Below are 18,689 nucleotides of genomic sequence, written 5' to 3' on the forward strand. Positions count from 1 at the left end.
GAGAAAAACGATATAATAAAACGTAAGTACACCCCCCTACTTACAGGCACTTTTTTTTATATTATTGATGTGCGTCAATAAGCTCAGAAATCTAACTCATTAAATACATTCTGACGTATCAAATGATATACATTTGATACGTCAGGTAAAAACAGTTAAACCTTAAATTCTCTGATCGCCTGGTTAAACGTCTCACTAGGTCTCATTACTACTTTTGTTTTTTCTGGGTCCGCATAGAAATAACCACCGATGTCTACGGCATCACCTTGCACCGCATTCATTTCTTCAATGATTTTTTGCTCATTTTCAGCTAATTGTTTAGCTAAAGGTGCATACTGTTTTGCAAGATCAGCATCTTCAGTTTGCTCTGCGAGCATCTTTGACCAATACATAGCCAGATAGAAATGACTTCCTCGGCTATCTAATTCTCCCGTACGCTGAGATGGAGACTTGTTCTCATCGAGTAGTACACCGATCGCCTGATCCAGAGTTTTAGCCAATATTTTGGCTTTATTATTTCCTGTAAATTCACCAGCTTTTTCTAGTGATACAGTAATTGCCAAGAACTCACCTAGGGAATCCCAACTCAAATGATTTTCTTCTAATAGCTGTTTAACTAAAACAGGAGCAGTTCCACCAGCACCAGTTTCAAACAAGCCACCACCTGCCATTAGAGGAACCACTGATAACATTTTTGCGCTGGTACCTAATTCCATAATTGGGAAAAGGTCTGTCAGGTAATCTCGTAGGATATTACCCGTTACAGAGATTGTATCTTTACCACGAATAATTCTTTCAAGGGTATAACGCATCGAACGCAACGGAGACATAATTTCAATATCCACCCCCGTAAGATCATGATCTTTTAGGTAGTGTTTTACCTTTTTAATGATTTCAAAATCATGCGGGCGATATTCATCAAGCCAGAATACTGCAGGAATTTGCGCTTCACGCGCACGATCAACCGCCAGCTTAATCCAATCTTGAACAGGAATATCTTTAGTTTGACACATTCTCCAGATATCACCTTCTTCGACTTCCTGCTCAATGACAAAGTTACCTTCATCACAAACGATTCTTGCCGTACCTGCTTCTTTTATTTCGAAGGTTTTATCATGTGAACCATATTCTTCAGCTTTTTGTGCCATCAAACCAACGTTTGGTACTGTACCCATTGTTGTTGGATCAAACTTTCCGTTACTTTTACAGAAATTGATCATCTCTTGATAGATACGCGCATAGGTACTTTCTGGCATTACTGCTTTTGTGTCCTTAGGCTTTGCGTCAGGCCCCCACATTTTACCGCCATTACGAATCATTGCAGGCATAGACGCATCGACAATCACATCATTCGGCGCATGCAGATTGGAAATGCCTTTAGCGGCATTTACCATCGCTAACTCTGGACGTTCTGCGTAACACTTATGAATATCTTCCAGAATTTCTTCTTTAATTGATCCTGGTAGCGTTTCGATTTTTTCATAAACACTACTAATTCCATTATTAGGATTAACGCCTAACTTATCGAAAAGCTCACCATGTTTTTCAAACAGGTGTTTATAAAATACTTTTACAGCGTGACCAAATACAATGGGATGCGATACTTTCATCATCGTGGCTTTTACATGCAAGGAGTACATGACACCCGTTTCTTTTGCATCTTCCATCGTATCTTCAAGAAATTCGCAAAGTGCTTTCTTGCTCATAAACATGCTGTCTATGATTTCACCCTTGAGCAAATCTGTTTTTTCTTTTAGAACGGTTACTTTGCCTTCTTTATTCACAAACTCCATTCTAACAGTGCAGTCATTTTCAACCGTTTTGCATTTTTCACTGGAATAAAAATCACCATGACGCATATGTGCCACATGGGTTCTCGATGCAGGACTCCAGTCAGCCATTTCATGAGGATTCTTTTGCGCATAACGTTTTACAGCAGGTGGTGCTCTTCGATCTGAGTTACCTTCGCGTAAAATAGGATTAACCGCACTACCTAATACTTTCGCATAACGCTCGTAGACTGCCTTTTGCTCATCGGTTTCTGGCGCTTCAGGATAATCTGGAAGGGCAAAACCATGCGATTGCAACTCTGCAATAGCCGTCAGTAATTGCGGCACAGACGCGCTAATATTTGGCAACTTGATTATATTCGCACTAGACTCACCAATTACTCTTCCCAGATCCGCTAAATTATCAGGAATTCTCTGATCTTCTTCGAGGTAATCACCAAACTCTCCAATAATTCTTGCTGCAAGAGAGATATCACTCTTCTCTATTTCGACACCTGCCGCTGACATAAATGCTCTCAAAATGGGAAGCAAAGAAGCAGTTGCTAAAAGTGGCGCCTCATCAGTGAGTGTATAAATTATTTTTGAGCCTTCTGTTCCCATTTGCAGTATTTCTCCATTGCGATTAATTAAACTTATGTGCGAATTAAAATACTTGAGTATATAACGTTTAAACTCTTACGACCCTTACTTTCTTCAATGAAGGGTATTTGACTGTAGAAATTCACAACCAAATAACTCGAATAGCATAAATCCCAGATACAAAAAATCCTGCTCGAAGCAGGATTTTTGTATCTGAAAATATTCAGGAATTTGGTGCCGATGGCCGGAGTCGAACCGGCACTGCTTGCGCAACACGCCCCTCAAGCGTGCGTGTCTACCAATTTCACCACATCGGCTAATTTGATACTACTTAGGTATATCTGAGGGAGCTTCTTCTTTGGCAGGAGCAACTTCGCCCGAACCTTTTGGTAGATCTATTTCAGGAGATCCTGCTGGTGCAGGCTCCGTAATCGCAGTAGGTATAATTGATTCACTAACAACACCGTCTGGGTGTGCAACCAACCACGCTAACATAAGCGAGTTCGCAAAAAATACTGTTGCAAGAACTGCAGTAAGTTTGGTTAAAAAGTTACCAGAACCACGCGAACCAAAAACTGTACCCGAAGCACCACCACCAAAAGCTGCACCTGCATCCGCGCCTTTACCATGCTGAATTAATACTAGGCCAATAATACCTAGCGCCACCATGATCTGAATAATTAACATTACGTTATATAACATGTAAAACCTTTTACCTTATTAAGCCTGTATCGCAAACCGGAAGAAATTTATTTAATCTCTAACCTGCTTTGCAAATTGCCAAAAAATCTTCTGCTTTCAATGAAGCGCCACCGATAAGACCACCGTCTATATCAGCCATAGCAAAAAGCTCATCGGCATTTCCACCATTTACGCTTCCGCCGTATAAAATTTGTACTTTTTCAGCCACACCTGCATTTAATGCTGCAATTTTTCCACGAATAAATGCATGTACATCCTGTGCTTGCTGAGGCGATGCCGTCATGCCTGTACCTATAGCCCAAACCGGTTCATAAGCAATAACACCATCTGCAAGAGCTTCCACACCTTCTAATTCAATCACAGCGTCTAATTGACGAGCAACTACTTCTTCAGTGATACCCTGCTCTCTTTCTTCCAATAACTCACCAACACATAAAATCGGCTTCAAACCATGGTTACGTGCTGCTGCAAATTTATTTGCTGTATCTGAGTCTTTCTCAGCAAATAGAGTACGTCTTTCCGAGTGACCTACGATTGCATATTCACAATCAAAGTCCTTTAACATAGCACCCGATATTTCACCGGTATAAGCACCCGAATCATATTCAGAAATACTCTCTGATCCGTATGCCACATCAGTACCCGACAACAACTCTTGTACTAGCGGAATGTAAATATAAGGAGCACATACAGCAACATCTGATTTTGCTTCCGACATTCCCGCCAGAACACCACCCAACAATTCTTTAATACTATCTTTAGAACCATTAAGCTTCCAATTACCAGCTACCAGAGTTTTACGCATGTGTTTCCCTGCTGTGTTTTTTTGAATCGCGGAAGGTTAACCCTAGGTCACGCAGAAATCAAATGTTTTGTGCATTAGCGCGCGACTTTCTCAACAACATCTGCAATATATTGTGCATATTGTTGTGTATGCTTCTCTTCTTCCGCCTCAACCATTACCCGAATAAGTGGCTCTGTGCCCGATGCTCTTAAAAGCACACGACCACTACTACCCATCTGGGTTTCAGCTTCTTTGACAGCATCTTGAATTTTTTTATTTTCCTTCAAATCAATTTTATTATTAATACGTACATTAATTAATTTTTGAGGATATTTAGTCATAACTTGCTTCAACTCATGCAAGTTTTTACCACTAGCAATAACCGCATAAAGCACTTGAAGCGCAGCAATTGTGCCATCACCTGTTGCGATACGATCACGAACAATTATATGACCAGATGATTCGCCACCGAGAATACCGCCTGACTTGCGCAATAACTCCATCACATATCGATCACCAACATCAGCACGATGAAAATTCAATCCCATGCCTGCCATGGCTTTTTCCAAGCCAAGGTTACTCATCAAGGTTCCGACCACATCCTTTTTGAGCCCTTCTTTCTGCATTCGATGCGCCGCTATGATGGCCAATATTTCATCACCATCGACCACTTCACCCTTATGATCCACCATCATTAAACGGTCGCCATCACCATCTAAAGCTATGCCGAGATCAGCCCGATACTCTTTGACGCTTTTTTGCAATAAAGCCAAAGACGTCGCACCGCAGCCATCATTGATATTAAAACCATCTGGTCTCGCTGCTATCTTAACCACATCAGCACCGAGCTCAGAAAAAACATGAGGACTAACGTGATAAGTAGCTCCGTTAGCACAGTCGACAACAATGCGAAGCCCATCTAACGTCACATGCGAGGGAATTGCACGTTTGCAAAACTCTATATAACGTCCCGCAGCATCATCAACGCGCTCTACTTTCCCTAATTTATCAGAACTTACAGTAACCAGATCTCGCTCTAAATAATCTTCAATTTCTAACTCTGTCTCATCTGAAAGCTTTGTACCTTCGGCAGAAAAGAATTTCACCCCATTATCTTGATAAGGATTATGCGAAGCACTGATAACCACGCCCGCTGAAGCTCTAAAGGTTGTCGTTAGATAAGCTACCGCCGGAGTAGGCATTGGCCCTAACAAGCGTATATTGACTCCTGCAGCCACAAGACCAGCCTCAAGTGCTGATTCAAGCATGTAGCCTGATATTCGCGTGTCTTTACCTATTATAACGAGGGGCGTGCCATGAGCGGCCAACACCTTACCCGCAGCCCAACCCAGTTTTAAAACAAAATCTGGCGTCATAGGCGTTTTGCCTATTTCTCCACGAATACCGTCGGTGCCAAAATACTTTCTACTCATAAATTCCGTACTGTTTAACGTTTGATTAAATTTGTGTGACAAACTATAGCATTTTTCTTTTGTTTAATGACCATTTACCACATTCAAAATATCGCAAGAAAACAGATAAACCAGAAATCATCTAACAAAAAAGTGCCTATCAGTAGGGAGGTGCCTTTTGAAAAAAGTTCAGAATAAAAAAAGGACGCTAAATGCGTCCTTTTTTACAGAATATAACAATTCTATTAAAGAGATTCAGCAGGATCGCCTATTACATCTTTTTTAGATTTTTTATCATCCTTAGATGAATCAGCTTCTACAGCAGAACCACCGTCATCGCCATCAATTGGAGAATCATCATCAGTCCAACCTTCAGGTGGAGGTGGAACATCACCCTTCATGATTGCTGCAATTTGCTCCTGATCAATTGTTTCATATTTAATCAGCGCTTTAGCCATTGCATCCAACTTATCTATATTCTCTTTCAGAATAGTTTCAGCACGAACGTAATTAGTGTCTATTATTTTTCGAACTTCATCATCAATTTCATGAGCCGTATCATCAGATACACTCTTAGTTGGTGCGCCCATAAAACCTTGATTTTCATCATCACTGTATGACAATGGTCCTAGCTTTTCAGACAAGCCCCATTTAGTCACCATATTGCGAGCGATGGATGTGGCGCGTTCGATATCGTTTGATGCTCCGGTAGTTACACCTTCTTTACCAAGAATCATTTCCTCAGCAATTCGCCCACCAAACAAGGTCGAAATCTGACTTTCCAGATTTTGTTTACTGGCACTGTACTTATCTTCCTCAGGTAAAAACATGGTCACACCCAAAGCACGACCACGAGGAATAATTGTCACCTTATAAACAGGATCATGATCTGGAACAATCAAACCAACGATCGCGTGACCTGCTTCATGATAAGCCGTGTTCGATTTCTCTTTCTCATTCATCACCATAGACTTGCGCTCTGCGCCCATCATGATTTTGTCTTTAGCCTTTTCAAACTCTTCCATGCTAACTACGCGTTTATCACCTCTAGCAGAGAAAAGTGCAGCCTCATTCACAAGGTTCGCTAGATCAGCACCAGAAAAACCCGGAGTACCACGCGCTAATATTGCTGGCTTAACATCATCACCTAAAGGTACTTTACGCATATGTACTTTCAAGATTTGCTCACGACCACGAACATCTGGCAACGGAACAACGACTTGACGATCAAAACGACCCGGGCGAAGTAATGCTTCATCCAGAACATCAGGGCGGTTGGTAGCAGCAACTACAATAACACCTTCAGTACCTTCAAAGCCGTCCATTTCAACCAATAACTGGTTTAGTGTTTGCTCACGCTCGTCATTACCGCCACCCATTCCAGAGCCACGCTTACGACCTACCGCATCAATTTCATCAATAAAAATTATGCAAGGCGCATGCTTCTTTGCTTGTTCAAACATATCACGAACACGAGATGCACCAACACCAACAAACATTTCAACGAAGTCAGAACCAGAAATACTAAAGAAAGGTACTTTAGCCTCACCAGCAATTGCTTTAGCAAGAAGCGTTTTACCTGTACCAGGAGAACCAGCTAATAAAACGCCGCGAGGAATTTTTCCACCCAATTTCTGGAATTTGCTCGGGTCACGTAAGAACTCCACTATTTCAAAAACTTCTTCTTTCGCTTCTTCACAACCTGCAACGTCATTAAATGTTACTTTAACCTGGTCTTCCGTCATCATTCGCGCTTTACTTTTACCGAATGACATTGGACCACCTTTACCACCACCGCCTTGCATTTGGCGCATGATGTAAATCCAAAGACCGATAATCAATAAAAATGGAATAGTATTCACTAGAATATCTACAAGAACTGAACGACCTTCTGGCTCTTTTACGTTAATTTTCACATCATTAACGATTAACTCATCCACTAATTTTGGATCGTTGTAAGGTGCATAAGTCTGAAACTTTTCACCAGAGGTGCTTTGACCAGTGATTGTTTGACCGCTAATTTCAACTTCTTTAACGCCCTTGTTATCAACGCGCTTAATAAAGTCCGAATAAGACATGCCAGTCGATTGCGCTGTTGGCACATTGAATTTGCTGAAAACAGCAACCAATACCAGCGCTATTACCACCCACATGACTATATTTTTATTTAAATCGTTCAAGAAATATTCCTCTACTTAAAATATTATGTTTGTTGAAAAAACAAACCATTTACATCTGATCTTACACTAATATTTCTGACTTTATTAGTTATAAAAACCTTGAGCTACAACATAAACTTCGCGACTACGGGGCCTAGAAGCCTTTGGTTTTCGTACCTTTACTTTCTTAAAATGACTTCGAACATCTTTTAAAAATGCATCCGATCCATCACCCTGAAACACCTTTGCAACAAACGATCCACCTGGCTTTAATATCTGACAAGCCATGTCTAATGAAAGTTCGCATAAGTAAATAGAACGGGGCTGATCTGTTGCTTCCACACCTGACATGTTTGGGGCCATATCTGAAATTACAACATCTGCCTTGTAATTAGTTGAATCTTTATACAATACGTTCAATATATCATTTAAGACGCTTTCTTCTGTAAAGTCACCTTTGACAAATTCCACGAATGGAAGCGGATCGATATCTAAAATATCGCTAGCAACAACACGACCATTTTTTCCCACCAACTCTACAGCATACTGGCTCCAACCACCTGGAGCAGCACCCAAATCGACAACTTGCATATTTGGACGGATTAAATTGTCTTTCTGTTGAATCTCTTCAAGCTTATAAACCGCTCTTGATCGATAGCCATCATTTTGTGATCTTTTGACATATTCATCATTAAAGTGTTCTTTTAACCAGTCTCCACTGGTTTTGCTTCTAGCCATTTACATCTACCCGCATTATGATTGCGCCCATGAATAAATTAGAAATTAAACAGCTTAAAGCATTAGCTCACAAACTCAAGCCGATTGTTACTGTTGGTCAACACGGCATGAAAGACTCAATTGGCGAAGAATTAGATTCTGCGCTCGATTTTCATCAACTCGTAAAACTGAAAGTAAATTTGGGTGATCGTGATGCCAGAGATGCTTTAGTTGAAGAATTAGCAACAAAGTACAAAGCGGAACTCGTACAGCGCATTGGGAATATTGCTGTCTACTACCGTAGAAACTTCGACAAAGAAAATCTACTTAAAAAATCCTAAGCAACATGCTTTCTAACTTTTAACTTTATATTATTTAATAAAGATTAAAGCTTACTATGCTCGCGATCGCAAAAAGGGGCATTTTTAGTGTGCTTACAGCCGCATAAACCATATTTTTTCTGCTCATCAACCTCGAACTTTAACGGTTCGAGGTTTGTATCTTTATGAGAACCATCGCAAAAAGGCTGATTTTCAGACCTTCCACAAGCACACCAGAAATAGGTCTTACCCTGCTCTAACTCAACAACATAAGGTCCTTTCTTTGCAATAACAGGATTAGATCGATGTGGCACAATAGTTTTCCTTTATATTTTTCATAGATATTTATGTACAAGTAATACAAAAATTACTACAGACATAAATTTATTGGAAGTACTTACTTTTCTTTGCGTTTAAAAAATCTACTAAATATTTTTTTCGGAGCATCTTCTTTTTTCGACGCAGACGATTTATTAGCTCTATCCGCACCTGGATTAAACTCAATCAAGCTAAGACTTAATAATGCACTATAAACATCAGCCAGATTCGCTTGCTCAATCCCCAAATGCTGCTGAATCCCCGACAAGCTATATGAACCCTCATCCAATAAATCAACAATTTCAATCATATTAGGCATAACGGCCATTTGAGTCAAAACAGGCTTATTTTTCAAACCAATAACCCTTGCCAAATCAGTGCCTTCTGGCATTCTACCTTTAGATGTATATTTACTCGCAGCCCAGACGAACGCTTCTACCGAATGAGAAAGTTCCGGCTTTTCACGCCTAAAACTCTGATGTGTTTTAGCCTCATCATAATTTAACTCGGAGATTGAACAAACTTCTGATTCAATCAACATAGAGCAATGCTCTTCAAACTTTTCGGAATCCAAAGCAGTATTACAGTAAACCGTGTTCAACGTATGATCGATAATTATCAAGATACCTTTACACTTAATTTCAATGAGCTTATAAACCTGCTTCGCTATTTCTAATTGATGTAAAAAGGTAGATAAGAGATATTTTTCAGGAATAAAGTATTCCAGCTCCTCTGGCACAACCTCTAGCCCCCTATCAGCAAATAACTCCACCCCCCCACTTTCAGGGCTTTTTTCTAAATCCTCTTCAAAATCACTTATAATGTCATCATTATTTTGAGGCAACTGATCGAAACTAGAAGCCTTTTCAGTTTCAACAACCTCTAAAATTTCAACTGTTTCTTCCTCTACGGTTAAAGCTTCAGACTCCTGATTCTTTTGTGCTTTTTTAGATTGCACTTCTAATGCCTGATTAAGTTTCGCTGCCAGATCATTAGGTTCCGATACTTTATTACTATTCTGGTTTTGGGCTTGAATCTTCTGCTGCTTGAGTAGATATTTTTCGTGCTTTAATTTTTCCCGCTCCAATCTTAGCTTTTCTTGCTCGCGGCCAATCCTCTCCATGGCGAGGCGTTCTTTTTCTAAAGCGGCATTCTCTCTTTTTTCTATTTCTAGCCTTTCTTGCTCTATTCTGGCCAACTCAAGATTTTCCTGAGCCTTCTGTTCTTTTTCGGTTTTTTCTTTCTCTAACCGCTCTTCCTCAAGACGTTCTGCCTCGAGTCGTTTGGCTTTAATTTGCTCGGCTTTAATTTGCTCGGCTTCGATTCGTTCGGCTTCAAGCCGTTCTGCTTCGACTCGTTCCGCTTCAAGTCGTTCCGCTTCAAGTCGTTCCGCTTCAATCCGTTCCGCTTCAATACGTTCCGCTTCAATACGTTCGGCTTCGATACGTTCGGCTTCGATTCGTTCGGCTTCGATTCGTTCGGCTTCGATTCGTTCTGCTTCGATTCGTTCGGCTTCGATTCGTTCGGCTTCGATTCGTTCCGCTTCGATTCGTTCTGCTTCTACTCGTTCCGCTTCAAGTCGTTCCGCTTCAAGTCGTTCCGCTTCGATTCGTTCTGCTTCGATTCGTTCTGCTTCGATTCGTTCTGCTTCGATTCGTTCTGCTTCGATTCGTTCGGCTTCGATTCGTTCGGCTTCGATTCGTTCGGCTTCGATTCGTTCTGCTTCGATTCGTTCTGCTTCGATTCGTTCGGCTTCAAGCCGTTCTGCTTCGACTCGTTCCGCTTCAAGTCGTTCCGCTTCAAGTCGTTCCGCTTCAAGTCGTTTCGCTTCAATACGTTCCGCTTCAATACGTTCGGCTTCAATACGTTCGGCTTCAATACGTTCGGCTTCGATTCGTTCGGCTTCGATTCGTTCGGCTTCGATTCGTTCGGCTTCGATTCGTTCGGCTTCGATTCGTTCTGCTTCGATTCGTTCTGCTTCGATTCGTTCTGCTTCGATTCGTTCTGCTTCGACTCGTTCTGCCTCAAGTCGTTCTGCCTCAAGTCGCTCTGCCTCAAGTCGTTCTGCCTCAAGTCGCTCTACCTCAAATCGCTCTGCCTCAAGTCGTTCTGCCTCAAGTCGCTCTGCCTCAAGTCGCTCTGCCTCAAGTCGCTCTGCCTCAAGTCGTTCTGCTTTGATTCGTTCTGCTTTGATTCGTTCTGCTTCGATTCGCTCTGCTTCGATTCGCTCTGCTTCGATTCGCTCTGCTTCGATTCGCTCTGCTTCGATTCGCTCTGCTTCGATTCGTTCGGCTTCAATTCGTTCTGCTTCGATTCGTTCCGCTTCAATTCGTTCCGCTTCAATTCGTTCCGCTTCAATTCGTTCCGCTTCAATTCGTTCCGCTTCAATTCGTTCCGCTTTTATTCGTTCCGCTTTTATTCGTTCGGCTTTTATTCGTTCGGCTTCGAGTCGTTCCGCTTCGAGACGTTCTCGCTCGAGTCTTATCTTTTCTAGTTTTGCTTGCTTGAGCCTTGCTTTCTCTAACTTTGCCTTCTCGAGTCTTGCTTTCTCAAGCTTTGCTTTTTCTAGTCTCGCTTTTTCGATCCTAGCTTTCTCAAGTTTTGCTTTCTCGAGTCTCGCTTTTTCTAATTTCGCCTGTTCTAACTTAGCTTTCTCTAACTGTTCTTGTTTTATTCGTTCTTTTTCAAGCTTTTCTTGCTCCAGTCTTTGCTGATGAGAATGATCAACATCATCTTCCGTTGATTTATGAACATGCAGAGTTGAACGGAGTTTTTCAAAAACACTCGGCTTGGTTTTTACTGTTAAAGCAGGAGGCTTCGGAGGCACGACAGGCTGATCATTATTTTTAGCTTGCTGTGGTTCTGGTTGCTTTTCGGGAGTTTCTGTTTTTTCAGGCGCTTGTACTTGATCTTCTTCAGCCAGAGAGGCCAAGATCATATCTAACTCATCCTCTGAACTAATGATTTCCATAGGATCGATAGCGCTATCATTCTGTTTTTCAGATGCACTTAATTCTTCAGATACCAGCTTTTCACCCAGCTCTGATAAAGACGATTTTAATGGAGTCCTATCCACAGACATTTCAACAACCTATACATTCTTTTTTATTATTTTTGCCCAGTATATTCTGGAGACGTTATCTTTTAGCAACCAAAAGAGCGCATAAAGACATAACAATTATTTTTTTGTTTGTACTTTTTTACTATAAGTTATTTTATAAATTCAGTCACTCTCTACCAGATAGAGGGACTTACTTTTTGTAATTTTTCATAATTTTTATGATTATTTTTCCTTTGGAGAAACCTCTAATGAAAATAACAAGCATAAAAAAACCAGCTATGAACTGGCTTTAAATATTTGGCGTACTGAGGACAACTCGACCCCTGACACTCTAATTCATGGAAAAATAAAAACACCCACATTATAAAAAATTGAAGTATCAATTAATCAGATTTAGATTCAGTTGATTGCTGCTCTTCAATGACTCGTTCAACCTTTTCAACAGATACTTCTTTTTCTTTTTTCCACTCAGACAAAACAAAAGCCACACCTCCACCATACCAAGTTCTTGATGAAGAACCGGTATAAACATTCGCTGCAGACGTATAACCATTATTAGAGCCAGCAACAGAAAGACTGGAGCTTGCCAAAAAAAGTAGAGCGACTAATAACTTAATTAAACTATATTTCATAAAGCCTCCTTAATTTATCTTTTTAAAAAAAAATCGACTATTTGATGCGTCATACCGCTAACTTAAAGGAAAAGAATCAGCATCAAACAGTCGAAATTATTAGGCATTGAAAACAAGGCTATTTAGCGCCCATCATCAATTTTTCCGTCGTCTTTAAAGTTACGCCAACCACTAATCATTGAACTAACAATAGATTGCCTGGACATAATATCTTCACGAATCGCCACGTAAATATGTACTATCGCAAAAATAATAATCCACCACATTCCAAAATGATGCCATGTATGAACATCCATACTTTGTCCCATCAGTGGAATAATCCATGAAGAAAACAAGTTATGCGACCATGAACCAGGCCCTGTGCCTTCTCCATACAGCGCAAAACCGGTAAAGATCATAAATATCATTCCCCATACAAACATGAAATGCATTGTAAGTAAGGCCAATGGATTATGACCAGTATATTTGCGTGGCTCTTTTGCCATGAATAAATACCATTTCAATTCATGCTTTACGCCACCCCAAAAACCTGGGCTAAAAAAGGGAGGAAAGAAAATTTCTCGTGAATGAGAATTACCTACCAACATCCAATAAATACGACCTAGAAAACTAACTAATAAAATATATCCTGCCGCAAAGTGCGCAAATCGAATATATCCCATTAAATAATGGTCACTTGCCTCTCCAGACATTGTGGGCAAAGGGCTACCCACAAAATACCCTGAAACACCTAATACCAGAATGGCAAAGGCATTAACCCAATGCCATAACCTGATAGGAGCCTCATAGACATAAACGGAAGGTTCACTACGCGTAATGTGAGCTTCTGAACTCATAACTTCCTCCTTATTATTTGTTAGTATCCTTCGACTTAGCTCTTTTTATTGCTTTATGTTTAGCGCCTTTCTTGAGAAGAAGGGCGGTTATCAAAACCCCACTTGCAATAATTCCAACATGAAATGGGCTAGCAAATACGTGACTGATTATTTGAGACATCGAAAATTCCATATGACCACCAGGGTGGGCATTTGCTTCAAATACTACTAACAAAGCAGGTATAGCAAGCGATACACGTGTTAATGAATTTTTTAACTTAGTTTTAAACATTCTCATACTCCCTTTGATTAGCGTACTTTTACGTTTGCAAGCTCTTCACCATCTTCACTCATCACATGCGTGGAACACGCAAGACATGGATCGAAGCTATGAAGATTACGCAAAATCTCTACAGGCTCATCTGCACGCTCAACAGGTGTCCCCATCAAACTAGCTTCAAATGCACCAATATTACCTGCCGGGTCACGAGGAGAACCATTCCAGGTTGTTGGAACAACGCATTGATAATTTTCTATCTTTCCATCTTTGATTCGAATCCAGTGCCCCAATGCTCCACGAGGCGCTGCAGTTGTTCCTACTCCTTTCGCTTCTTTAGGCCAGGTAGAAGGATCCCACTTATCCATGTTTGCTGTAGAAGTATCGCCATTCTTGATATTACTGATTAACTCATTCCAATCATCAACCATCATGTCTCCACAATATTCCGATTCCAAAGCACGAGCCAAAGTACGACCTATCGTTGAATTAAGTGCAGTTTTTGCATCAAGATCTGTACCTGCTAACTGATTAAATCCTGCAAGACTCCGGTTAACTTGCTCTACTACATAATCAACTCCATGCGCATAAGCCAATGTATATCGAGATAATGGCCCGACTTCAACAGCATGACCTTTCCAGCGCGGCGCTTTGATCCACGAGTATTTCGCTTCTTCATCCAACTCTTCTATATTGGTGCTTGTACCTTTGGCATTTGGACCAAGCTTGTAGTTGGGTTCAGTAATTCCATCCCAGGGATGCAAACCTTTTGTTTCATCAGGGTAGCTATACCAGGCATGATCAACAAATTCCTGAACCTGCTCAGGATCGCGCGGGTCTACGGGGTAAATCTCATCCCAATTTCCATTGAGTATCACGCCACCAGGGAGTTGATCAGTTGATTTGTCGTAATTAACCTTTGGATACGCACCGTAGTCCATGACGCTTAAGGCACCCAGACCGCCACCCCATAGTTGCTTCTTGTAGAAACTTGCTATCGCTATAACATCAGGAACATATACATTCTTATTGAAATCCACCATCTCTTGAATACGGGCAAAAACAAAATTTAAGCGTTCCATATTAAGCGGAGCACCAGCAGACATATCTCCATCCATGTTTATGGCACAAGGCACACCACCTACAAGATAATTCGGATGAGGATTTTTACCGCCAAATACAGTGTGTAATTTTACAAATTCTTTTTGCAGATCTAGTGCCTCAAGATAATGAGCGACCGCCATTAAATCCGCTTCTGGTGACAATTTATAAGCAGGATTATCCCAATAGCCATTCTTAAAGGGCCCTAATTGTCCAGACTCTATAAATCGTTTAATACGAGTTTGTACATCTCGAAAATACCCAGGGCTAGACATTGGATGATGAGGAGAAACGACAGCTTGTAAGCTAGAAGTCGCTTTAGGGTCGGCTTTCAGCGCATTTACTGGATTAACCCAATCTAAAGCATGCAAATGATAAAAATGAACAACATGATCATGAACCTGAAGGGTTTTAGCCATCATTTCGCGAATCAAATGAGCATTGGGTGGAATTTTTATATCTAAAGCATCTTCTACAGCTCGAACCGAGGTCAGCGCATGACAACCTGTACACACACCACAAATACGCTCTACAAATGCCCAAGCATCCCGCGGGTCGCGCCCTCTTAATATTACCTCGAGACCGCGCCACATTGTTCCTGTCGAAACTGCATTTACAATTACGTTATTTTCATCCAGATTAACTTCACACCGCATGTGACCTTCAATGCGTGTAACCGGATCTACAACAACTCGCTTACCAGAATTATCTAACCTATATCCATTGGGAGTATTTATAACACTCATTATGCATTCTCCTTCTTCTGTGCACGTTTAACAGCGGATATCGCCGCATGTGCTGCCACCGCTGTCCCAACTACAGCAGCTGCTGTGCCACCCACTTTATCTGCGTTACCTTCTATTCCAAACTGATGCACATCAGTAAGGCGGGCATACCAGGAACCTTTATCCCAGAAACCATCTTCTGAACAACCAATACAACCATGCCCAGCCTGAATTGGAAAAGAGGTACCTTCATTCCAGCGAATCGTAGAACAGGCGTTATAGGTCGTAGGTCCTTTGCAACCTACCTTGTATAAGCAATAGCCTTTTCGCGCACCTTCATCATCAAATTTCTCAACAAACTGCCCAGCATCAAAATGAGGACGGCGATAACATTTATCGTGAATACGCTGGCTATAAAACATTTTAGGGCGACCTTGACGATCAAGCTCCGGAAACCTCTCAAAGGTTAAAATATAAGTAACAACTGCGGTCATTACCTCTGCAATAGGTGGGCACCCCGGAACCTTTATAATTGGCTTATTTGTTTTTATCGCTTTATGTGTAGGTGTTGCTTTAGTTGGATTAGGATGAGCTGCCTGAACACAGCCATACGAAGCACAAGACCCCCAAGATATTATCGCCTTACAGTGTTCTGCAACATGATTTAATTGCTCTAAAAAAGGCTTGCCAGCAATAATACAGGACATTCCTTCTTGATTTAGCGGCGCATTACCTTCAACCGCCAGTATGAAATTTCCGTCATACTTTTTGATAGTCTCTTCAATTATTGCCTCTGCCTGAGTACCCGCCGCTGCCATGATCGTGTCATCGTAATCCAGAGATACCATTGATAAGACAACATCTTTAGCTAAAGGGTGAGCAGAACGAATAAACGATTCAGAGCAACAAGTACACTCTAATCCATGCAACCAGAGAATAGGTATTCGAGGTTTGGTTTCCATAGCATGTGCTATCTTTCCCGCAAACTCTGGCGCAAGCCCTAATGCCGCTGCGGTTAAACTGCAATATTTCAAGAAACTTCTACGAGATATTCCTTGCCTACGCATTACTTCATAAAATGTTTCGGTCATTTATGACTCCTCCTATTTAATCGATAGCCATGCTTTATCCAAAATGCACTTAGAATATTTAATTTATTTTTTCTAAATCGAAGCGGCTATATCGTGGAGATAGCAAAACCTGTGCCAACTTTGAGAAACGTTGCCACACCAAGCTCGAACACAAAATTCGATCACTTATACAAACAAAACCCAGACAGAAAACTCCCGACTTACCTCAGTTATTGGAAAGTAACTTTCCACCAAAAGCAGATCCAGTTTCAGAATTATTTAAAATACAGGCTCGTAATTATTTTTTTTATTCCATAATATGCATGTAAAATACCTAAAAGAGATCCTCTAATGAGCCAAAATGAGAAAGACAAGCAGCTAGAAGCAGACAAAAAATTTATCAAAATAGCTGATCAATTTATCAATCAAGCCAATCAGCAATGCAATGAAAATGATCATCAGCTAGTTAATGCATCTTTACTTTATGCATCAGCTAGATTCAGCGCATTCATCACTGCATCGTTATCAGAATCGAAAGAAGCATTTGAAGATGGAACCGATGAAGCGGTTGAATTCTACGTAGAAGAATTTGAGAAAATGCTGAGAGAGCACATGAAACAATACAAATCTACATTTGATAAAAAAGTTACTCCCCCTTATCCTCATTAATGTGAAATAGAGATATAATTCATTTTAATTCAACTAGTTATAAATTTTTTATTTTTATAAATTGTTAATAAAGTTCTACAATCTAGTTATTTTTTTCCAATACGACTCTTCGGACAGAACACTTAATTAAAAAAAACCTCAAAAAAACCATCTCAAACTTATTCACAATATTTTTATTTAGACAAACCTTCCTGCCCTCCTTCGCACAATATTCTTCAATACATTTGGCAGGCTTATCTTTTAACTTTATTTCCTGATGCTCAAATACCAGATACAAAGCGAGCATTTAAGAGATAAAAGTCTTTATCAATCGTGATTAAGACCTGCGTACCAGCTACCCCAAAAAAACAACTAAGTAAACATCTCTGTATCAAAATGAGATCTACTCCTTGATGAGTGACACGAAAATAACACATCAAACACAAGGCTTTTTAAAATATCGGAAAGTATTATTGCGCTTTAGCACAAAAATGTAATAGTATATTACAGCAAATAACTATTTAACCTAACCTAATGACAAGCAAAAAAACCTTAATTCTAGGCATTGGAAATGTACTTTGGGCCGACGAGGGATTTGGAGTTCGATGCGTGGAAGCCATCAATCGAAAATATGAATTTTCGGAAAACGTTGAATTAATGGATGGTGGAACTCAAGGCATTTACCTTGTTCAGCACGTACAAGCTTGCGACTACCTTATTGTCTTTGATGCGATTGATTACAACCTTGAAGGTGGCACCATGAAAATAATTCAAGATAAGGATGTGCCAAATTTCATGGGCGCAAAAAAGATGAGTTTACATCAAACCGGCTTCCAAGAAGTTCTATCTACAGCTGAATTACTCGACGACTATCCTGAAAAAATCCTGCTCATTGGCGTTCAACCCGTTGAACTAGAAGACTTTGGAGGGAGTCTACGCCCTGCCGTCAAAGCACAAATTGAACCAGCCATTAATATCGCAATTAACTATTTAAAAGATTTAGGTATTGAGTGTAAAAAACGCACGAAACCCTTAGCAGAAACCGAAGCATTATCTCCTTCTGAGTTAGCTTTAGAACAATACGAAAATGGACGACCTTCAGCCGAAAAAGCCTGCAGAACAGGCGATGAACGCATACTATCGAATAAAAAAATGAAGTTTGACCCTAAAGCCCCCACTCTTGAGAACCCTCTTGCTGTCGATGTAGATTACCGGGGCCAATACGACTAATGTGCATAGGAATCCCCATGCAAGTTATCGAAATGCGTGAATCTCACGCACTTTGCGAAGCCGACGGAAAGCAAGAACTCATAGACATGTTATTGGTAGGCGATCAACCAAAAGGCACATGGATTCTCAATTTTTTAGGTGCCGCACGTGAAGTTATGTCCAATGAATTTGCAGAGCAAACACGCCAGGCATTGAAAGCATTAGACAATGTGATTAATGGCGAAACAGATGATTGCCAACAGTTTGACCATCTGTTTCCTGACTTAATAAACCAAGAACCTAAATTACCAGAACACCTAAAAGAACTTGTGCCACCGAACACTATCAAGCAATAAATTATTAAGGATAC

17 protein-coding genes and 1 tRNA gene are annotated in these 18,689 nt (G+C 40.6%); 4 read left to right on the forward strand and 14 right to left on the reverse strand.

The window, feature by feature from the left end:
* Positions 1-155 precede the first annotated feature (155 nt).
* From OO007_RS00380 to rlmE, 7 genes are all read right to left on the reverse strand, one after another.
* Positions 156-2,390 carry an NADP-dependent isocitrate dehydrogenase gene (locus OO007_RS00380; RefSeq protein ID WP_325807202.1) on the reverse strand — a complete coding sequence of 745 codons (2,235 nt, stop codon included), beginning with the start codon at positions 2,388-2,390 and terminating at the stop codon, positions 156-158.
* A gap of 211 nt (positions 2,391-2,601) precedes the next feature.
* Positions 2,602-2,686, reverse strand: a tRNA-Leu gene (locus OO007_RS00385).
* A 10-nt stretch (positions 2,687-2,696) separates the two neighbouring features.
* A complete protein-coding gene (secG, locus tag OO007_RS00390) occupies positions 2,697-3,071 on the reverse strand; it encodes a preprotein translocase subunit SecG (RefSeq protein WP_131904069.1) in 375 nt (124 codons plus the stop codon).
* Positions 3,072-3,129: 58 nt separating this feature from the next.
* The gene (gene tpiA / locus OO007_RS00395) at positions 3,130-3,876 is read right to left on the reverse strand and encodes a triose-phosphate isomerase (protein ID WP_325807204.1); all 747 of its coding nucleotides are present in this window, start codon (positions 3,874-3,876) and stop codon (positions 3,130-3,132) included.
* Positions 3,877-3,950: 74 nt separating this feature from the next.
* Positions 3,951-5,288 (reverse strand): phosphoglucosamine mutase, encoded by a 1,338-nt coding sequence (gene glmM, locus OO007_RS00400; protein ID WP_131904071.1) that lies wholly within the window; start codon positions 5,286-5,288, stop codon positions 3,951-3,953.
* 224 nt (positions 5,289-5,512) lie between these two features.
* Complete coding sequence (gene ftsH / locus OO007_RS00405; protein WP_442784322.1) at positions 5,513-7,447, reverse strand: ATP-dependent zinc metalloprotease FtsH; 1,935 nt, start codon at positions 7,445-7,447, stop codon at positions 5,513-5,515.
* A gap of 84 nt (positions 7,448-7,531) precedes the next feature.
* On the reverse strand, positions 7,532-8,164 hold the full coding sequence (gene rlmE, locus OO007_RS00410; RefSeq protein WP_131904073.1) for a 23S rRNA (uridine(2552)-2'-O)-methyltransferase RlmE: 633 nt from the start codon (positions 8,162-8,164) through the stop codon (positions 7,532-7,534).
* 29 nt (positions 8,165-8,193) lie between these two features.
* Between rlmE and OO007_RS00415 the strand changes: the two genes are divergently transcribed.
* Positions 8,194-8,484 (forward strand): YhbY family RNA-binding protein, encoded by a 291-nt coding sequence (locus OO007_RS00415; protein ID WP_131904074.1) that lies wholly within the window; start codon positions 8,194-8,196, stop codon positions 8,482-8,484.
* Between the two features lie 44 nt (positions 8,485-8,528).
* Here OO007_RS00415 and OO007_RS00420 read toward each other — a convergent pair whose 3' ends face one another.
* From OO007_RS00420 to OO007_RS00450, 7 genes are all read right to left on the reverse strand, one after another.
* On the reverse strand, positions 8,529-8,777 hold the full coding sequence (locus OO007_RS00420; protein ID WP_131904075.1) for a CDGSH iron-sulfur domain-containing protein: 249 nt from the start codon (positions 8,775-8,777) through the stop codon (positions 8,529-8,531).
* Positions 8,778-8,860: 83 nt separating this feature from the next.
* On the reverse strand, positions 8,861-11,863 hold the full coding sequence (locus OO007_RS00425) for a pentapeptide repeat-containing protein (RefSeq protein ID WP_325807206.1): 3,003 nt from the start codon (positions 11,861-11,863) through the stop codon (positions 8,861-8,863).
* Positions 11,864-12,225: 362 nt separating this feature from the next.
* Positions 12,226-12,474, reverse strand: a complete 249-nt coding sequence (locus OO007_RS00430; protein WP_325807207.1) for a hypothetical protein — start codon at positions 12,472-12,474, stop codon at positions 12,226-12,228.
* 122 nt (positions 12,475-12,596) lie between these two features.
* The gene (gene cybH, locus OO007_RS00435) at positions 12,597-13,310 is read right to left on the reverse strand and encodes a Ni/Fe-hydrogenase, b-type cytochrome subunit (protein ID WP_325807208.1); all 714 of its coding nucleotides are present in this window, start codon (positions 13,308-13,310) and stop codon (positions 12,597-12,599) included.
* A gap of 13 nt (positions 13,311-13,323) precedes the next feature.
* A complete protein-coding gene (locus OO007_RS00440; protein ID WP_131904079.1) occupies positions 13,324-13,581 on the reverse strand; it encodes a hypothetical protein in 258 nt (85 codons plus the stop codon).
* A 17-nt stretch (positions 13,582-13,598) separates the two neighbouring features.
* The gene (locus OO007_RS00445) at positions 13,599-15,413 is read right to left on the reverse strand and encodes a nickel-dependent hydrogenase large subunit (RefSeq protein ID WP_325807209.1); all 1,815 of its coding nucleotides are present in this window, start codon (positions 15,411-15,413) and stop codon (positions 13,599-13,601) included.
* Positions 15,413-16,483: a hydrogenase small subunit gene (locus OO007_RS00450; RefSeq protein WP_131904081.1), complete on the reverse strand. Its 1,071-nt coding sequence runs from the start codon at positions 16,481-16,483 to the stop codon at positions 15,413-15,415. Before OO007_RS00450 ends, OO007_RS00445 begins: the two co-directional genes overlap by 1 nt.
* A gap of 330 nt (positions 16,484-16,813) precedes the next feature.
* Here OO007_RS00450 and OO007_RS00455 point away from each other — a divergent pair, with 330 nt between their 5' ends.
* The 3 genes from OO007_RS00455 to OO007_RS00465 all read left to right on the forward strand — a co-directional run bounded on the left by OO007_RS00455 (position 16,814) and on the right by OO007_RS00465 (position 18,675).
* Positions 16,814-17,131: a DUF3144 domain-containing protein gene (locus OO007_RS00455; protein ID WP_325807210.1), complete on the forward strand. Its 318-nt coding sequence runs from the start codon at positions 16,814-16,816 to the stop codon at positions 17,129-17,131.
* 513 nt (positions 17,132-17,644) lie between these two features.
* Entirely contained in the window at positions 17,645-18,340 is a 696-nt protein-coding gene (locus tag OO007_RS00460) for a HyaD/HybD family hydrogenase maturation endopeptidase (RefSeq protein WP_325807212.1), read from the forward strand.
* Entirely contained in the window at positions 18,340-18,675 is a 336-nt protein-coding gene (locus OO007_RS00465; RefSeq protein ID WP_325807214.1) for a HypC/HybG/HupF family hydrogenase formation chaperone, read from the forward strand. Before OO007_RS00460 ends, OO007_RS00465 begins: the two co-directional genes overlap by 1 nt.
* The last annotated feature ends 14 nt before the right edge of the window (positions 18,676-18,689 follow it).

Origin of the sequence: Cocleimonas sp. KMM 6892, assembly GCF_035798195.1 — a bacterium.
Taxonomy (GTDB): domain Bacteria; phylum Pseudomonadota; class Gammaproteobacteria; order Thiotrichales; family Thiotrichaceae; genus Cocleimonas; species Cocleimonas flava.

What these genes read in the sequence shown, in the direction of transcription:
- rlmE (WP_131904073.1), bottom strand. Translation starts at nt 8,164, where the DNA reads ATGGCTAGAAGCAAAACCAGTGGAGACTGGTTAAAAGAACACTTTAAT.
- secG (WP_131904069.1), bottom strand. Translation starts at nt 3,071, where the DNA reads ATGTTATATAACGTAATGTTAATTATTCAGATCATGGTGGCGCTAGGT.
- OO007_RS00455 (WP_325807210.1), top strand. Translation starts at nt 16,814, where the DNA reads ATGAGCCAAAATGAGAAAGACAAGCAGCTAGAAGCAGACAAAAAATTT.
- OO007_RS00445 (WP_325807209.1), bottom strand. Translation starts at nt 15,413, where the DNA reads ATGAGTGTTATAAATACTCCCAATGGATATAGGTTAGATAATTCTGGT.
- glmM (WP_131904071.1), bottom strand. Translation starts at nt 5,288, where the DNA reads ATGAGTAGAAAGTATTTTGGCACCGACGGTATTCGTGGAGAAATAGGC.
- tpiA (WP_325807204.1), bottom strand. Translation starts at nt 3,876, where the DNA reads ATGCGTAAAACTCTGGTAGCTGGTAATTGGAAGCTTAATGGTTCTAAA.
- OO007_RS00430 (WP_325807207.1), bottom strand. Translation starts at nt 12,474, where the DNA reads ATGAAATATAGTTTAATTAAGTTATTAGTCGCTCTACTTTTTTTGGCA.
- OO007_RS00465 (WP_325807214.1), top strand. Translation starts at nt 18,340, where the DNA reads ATGTGCATAGGAATCCCCATGCAAGTTATCGAAATGCGTGAATCTCAC.
- OO007_RS00450 (WP_131904081.1), bottom strand. Translation starts at nt 16,483, where the DNA reads ATGACCGAAACATTTTATGAAGTAATGCGTAGGCAAGGAATATCTCGT.
- OO007_RS00460 (WP_325807212.1), top strand. Translation starts at nt 17,645, where the DNA reads ATGACAAGCAAAAAAACCTTAATTCTAGGCATTGGAAATGTACTTTGG.
- OO007_RS00415 (WP_131904074.1), top strand. Translation starts at nt 8,194, where the DNA reads ATGAATAAATTAGAAATTAAACAGCTTAAAGCATTAGCTCACAAACTC.
- cybH (WP_325807208.1), bottom strand. Translation starts at nt 13,310, where the DNA reads ATGAGTTCAGAAGCTCACATTACGCGTAGTGAACCTTCCGTTTATGTC.
- OO007_RS00440 (WP_131904079.1), bottom strand. Translation starts at nt 13,581, where the DNA reads ATGTTTAAAACTAAGTTAAAAAATTCATTAACACGTGTATCGCTTGCT.
- OO007_RS00380 (WP_325807202.1), bottom strand. Translation starts at nt 2,390, where the DNA reads ATGGGAACAGAAGGCTCAAAAATAATTTATACACTCACTGATGAGGCG.
- OO007_RS00425 (WP_325807206.1), bottom strand. Translation starts at nt 11,863, where the DNA reads ATGTCTGTGGATAGGACTCCATTAAAATCGTCTTTATCAGAGCTGGGT.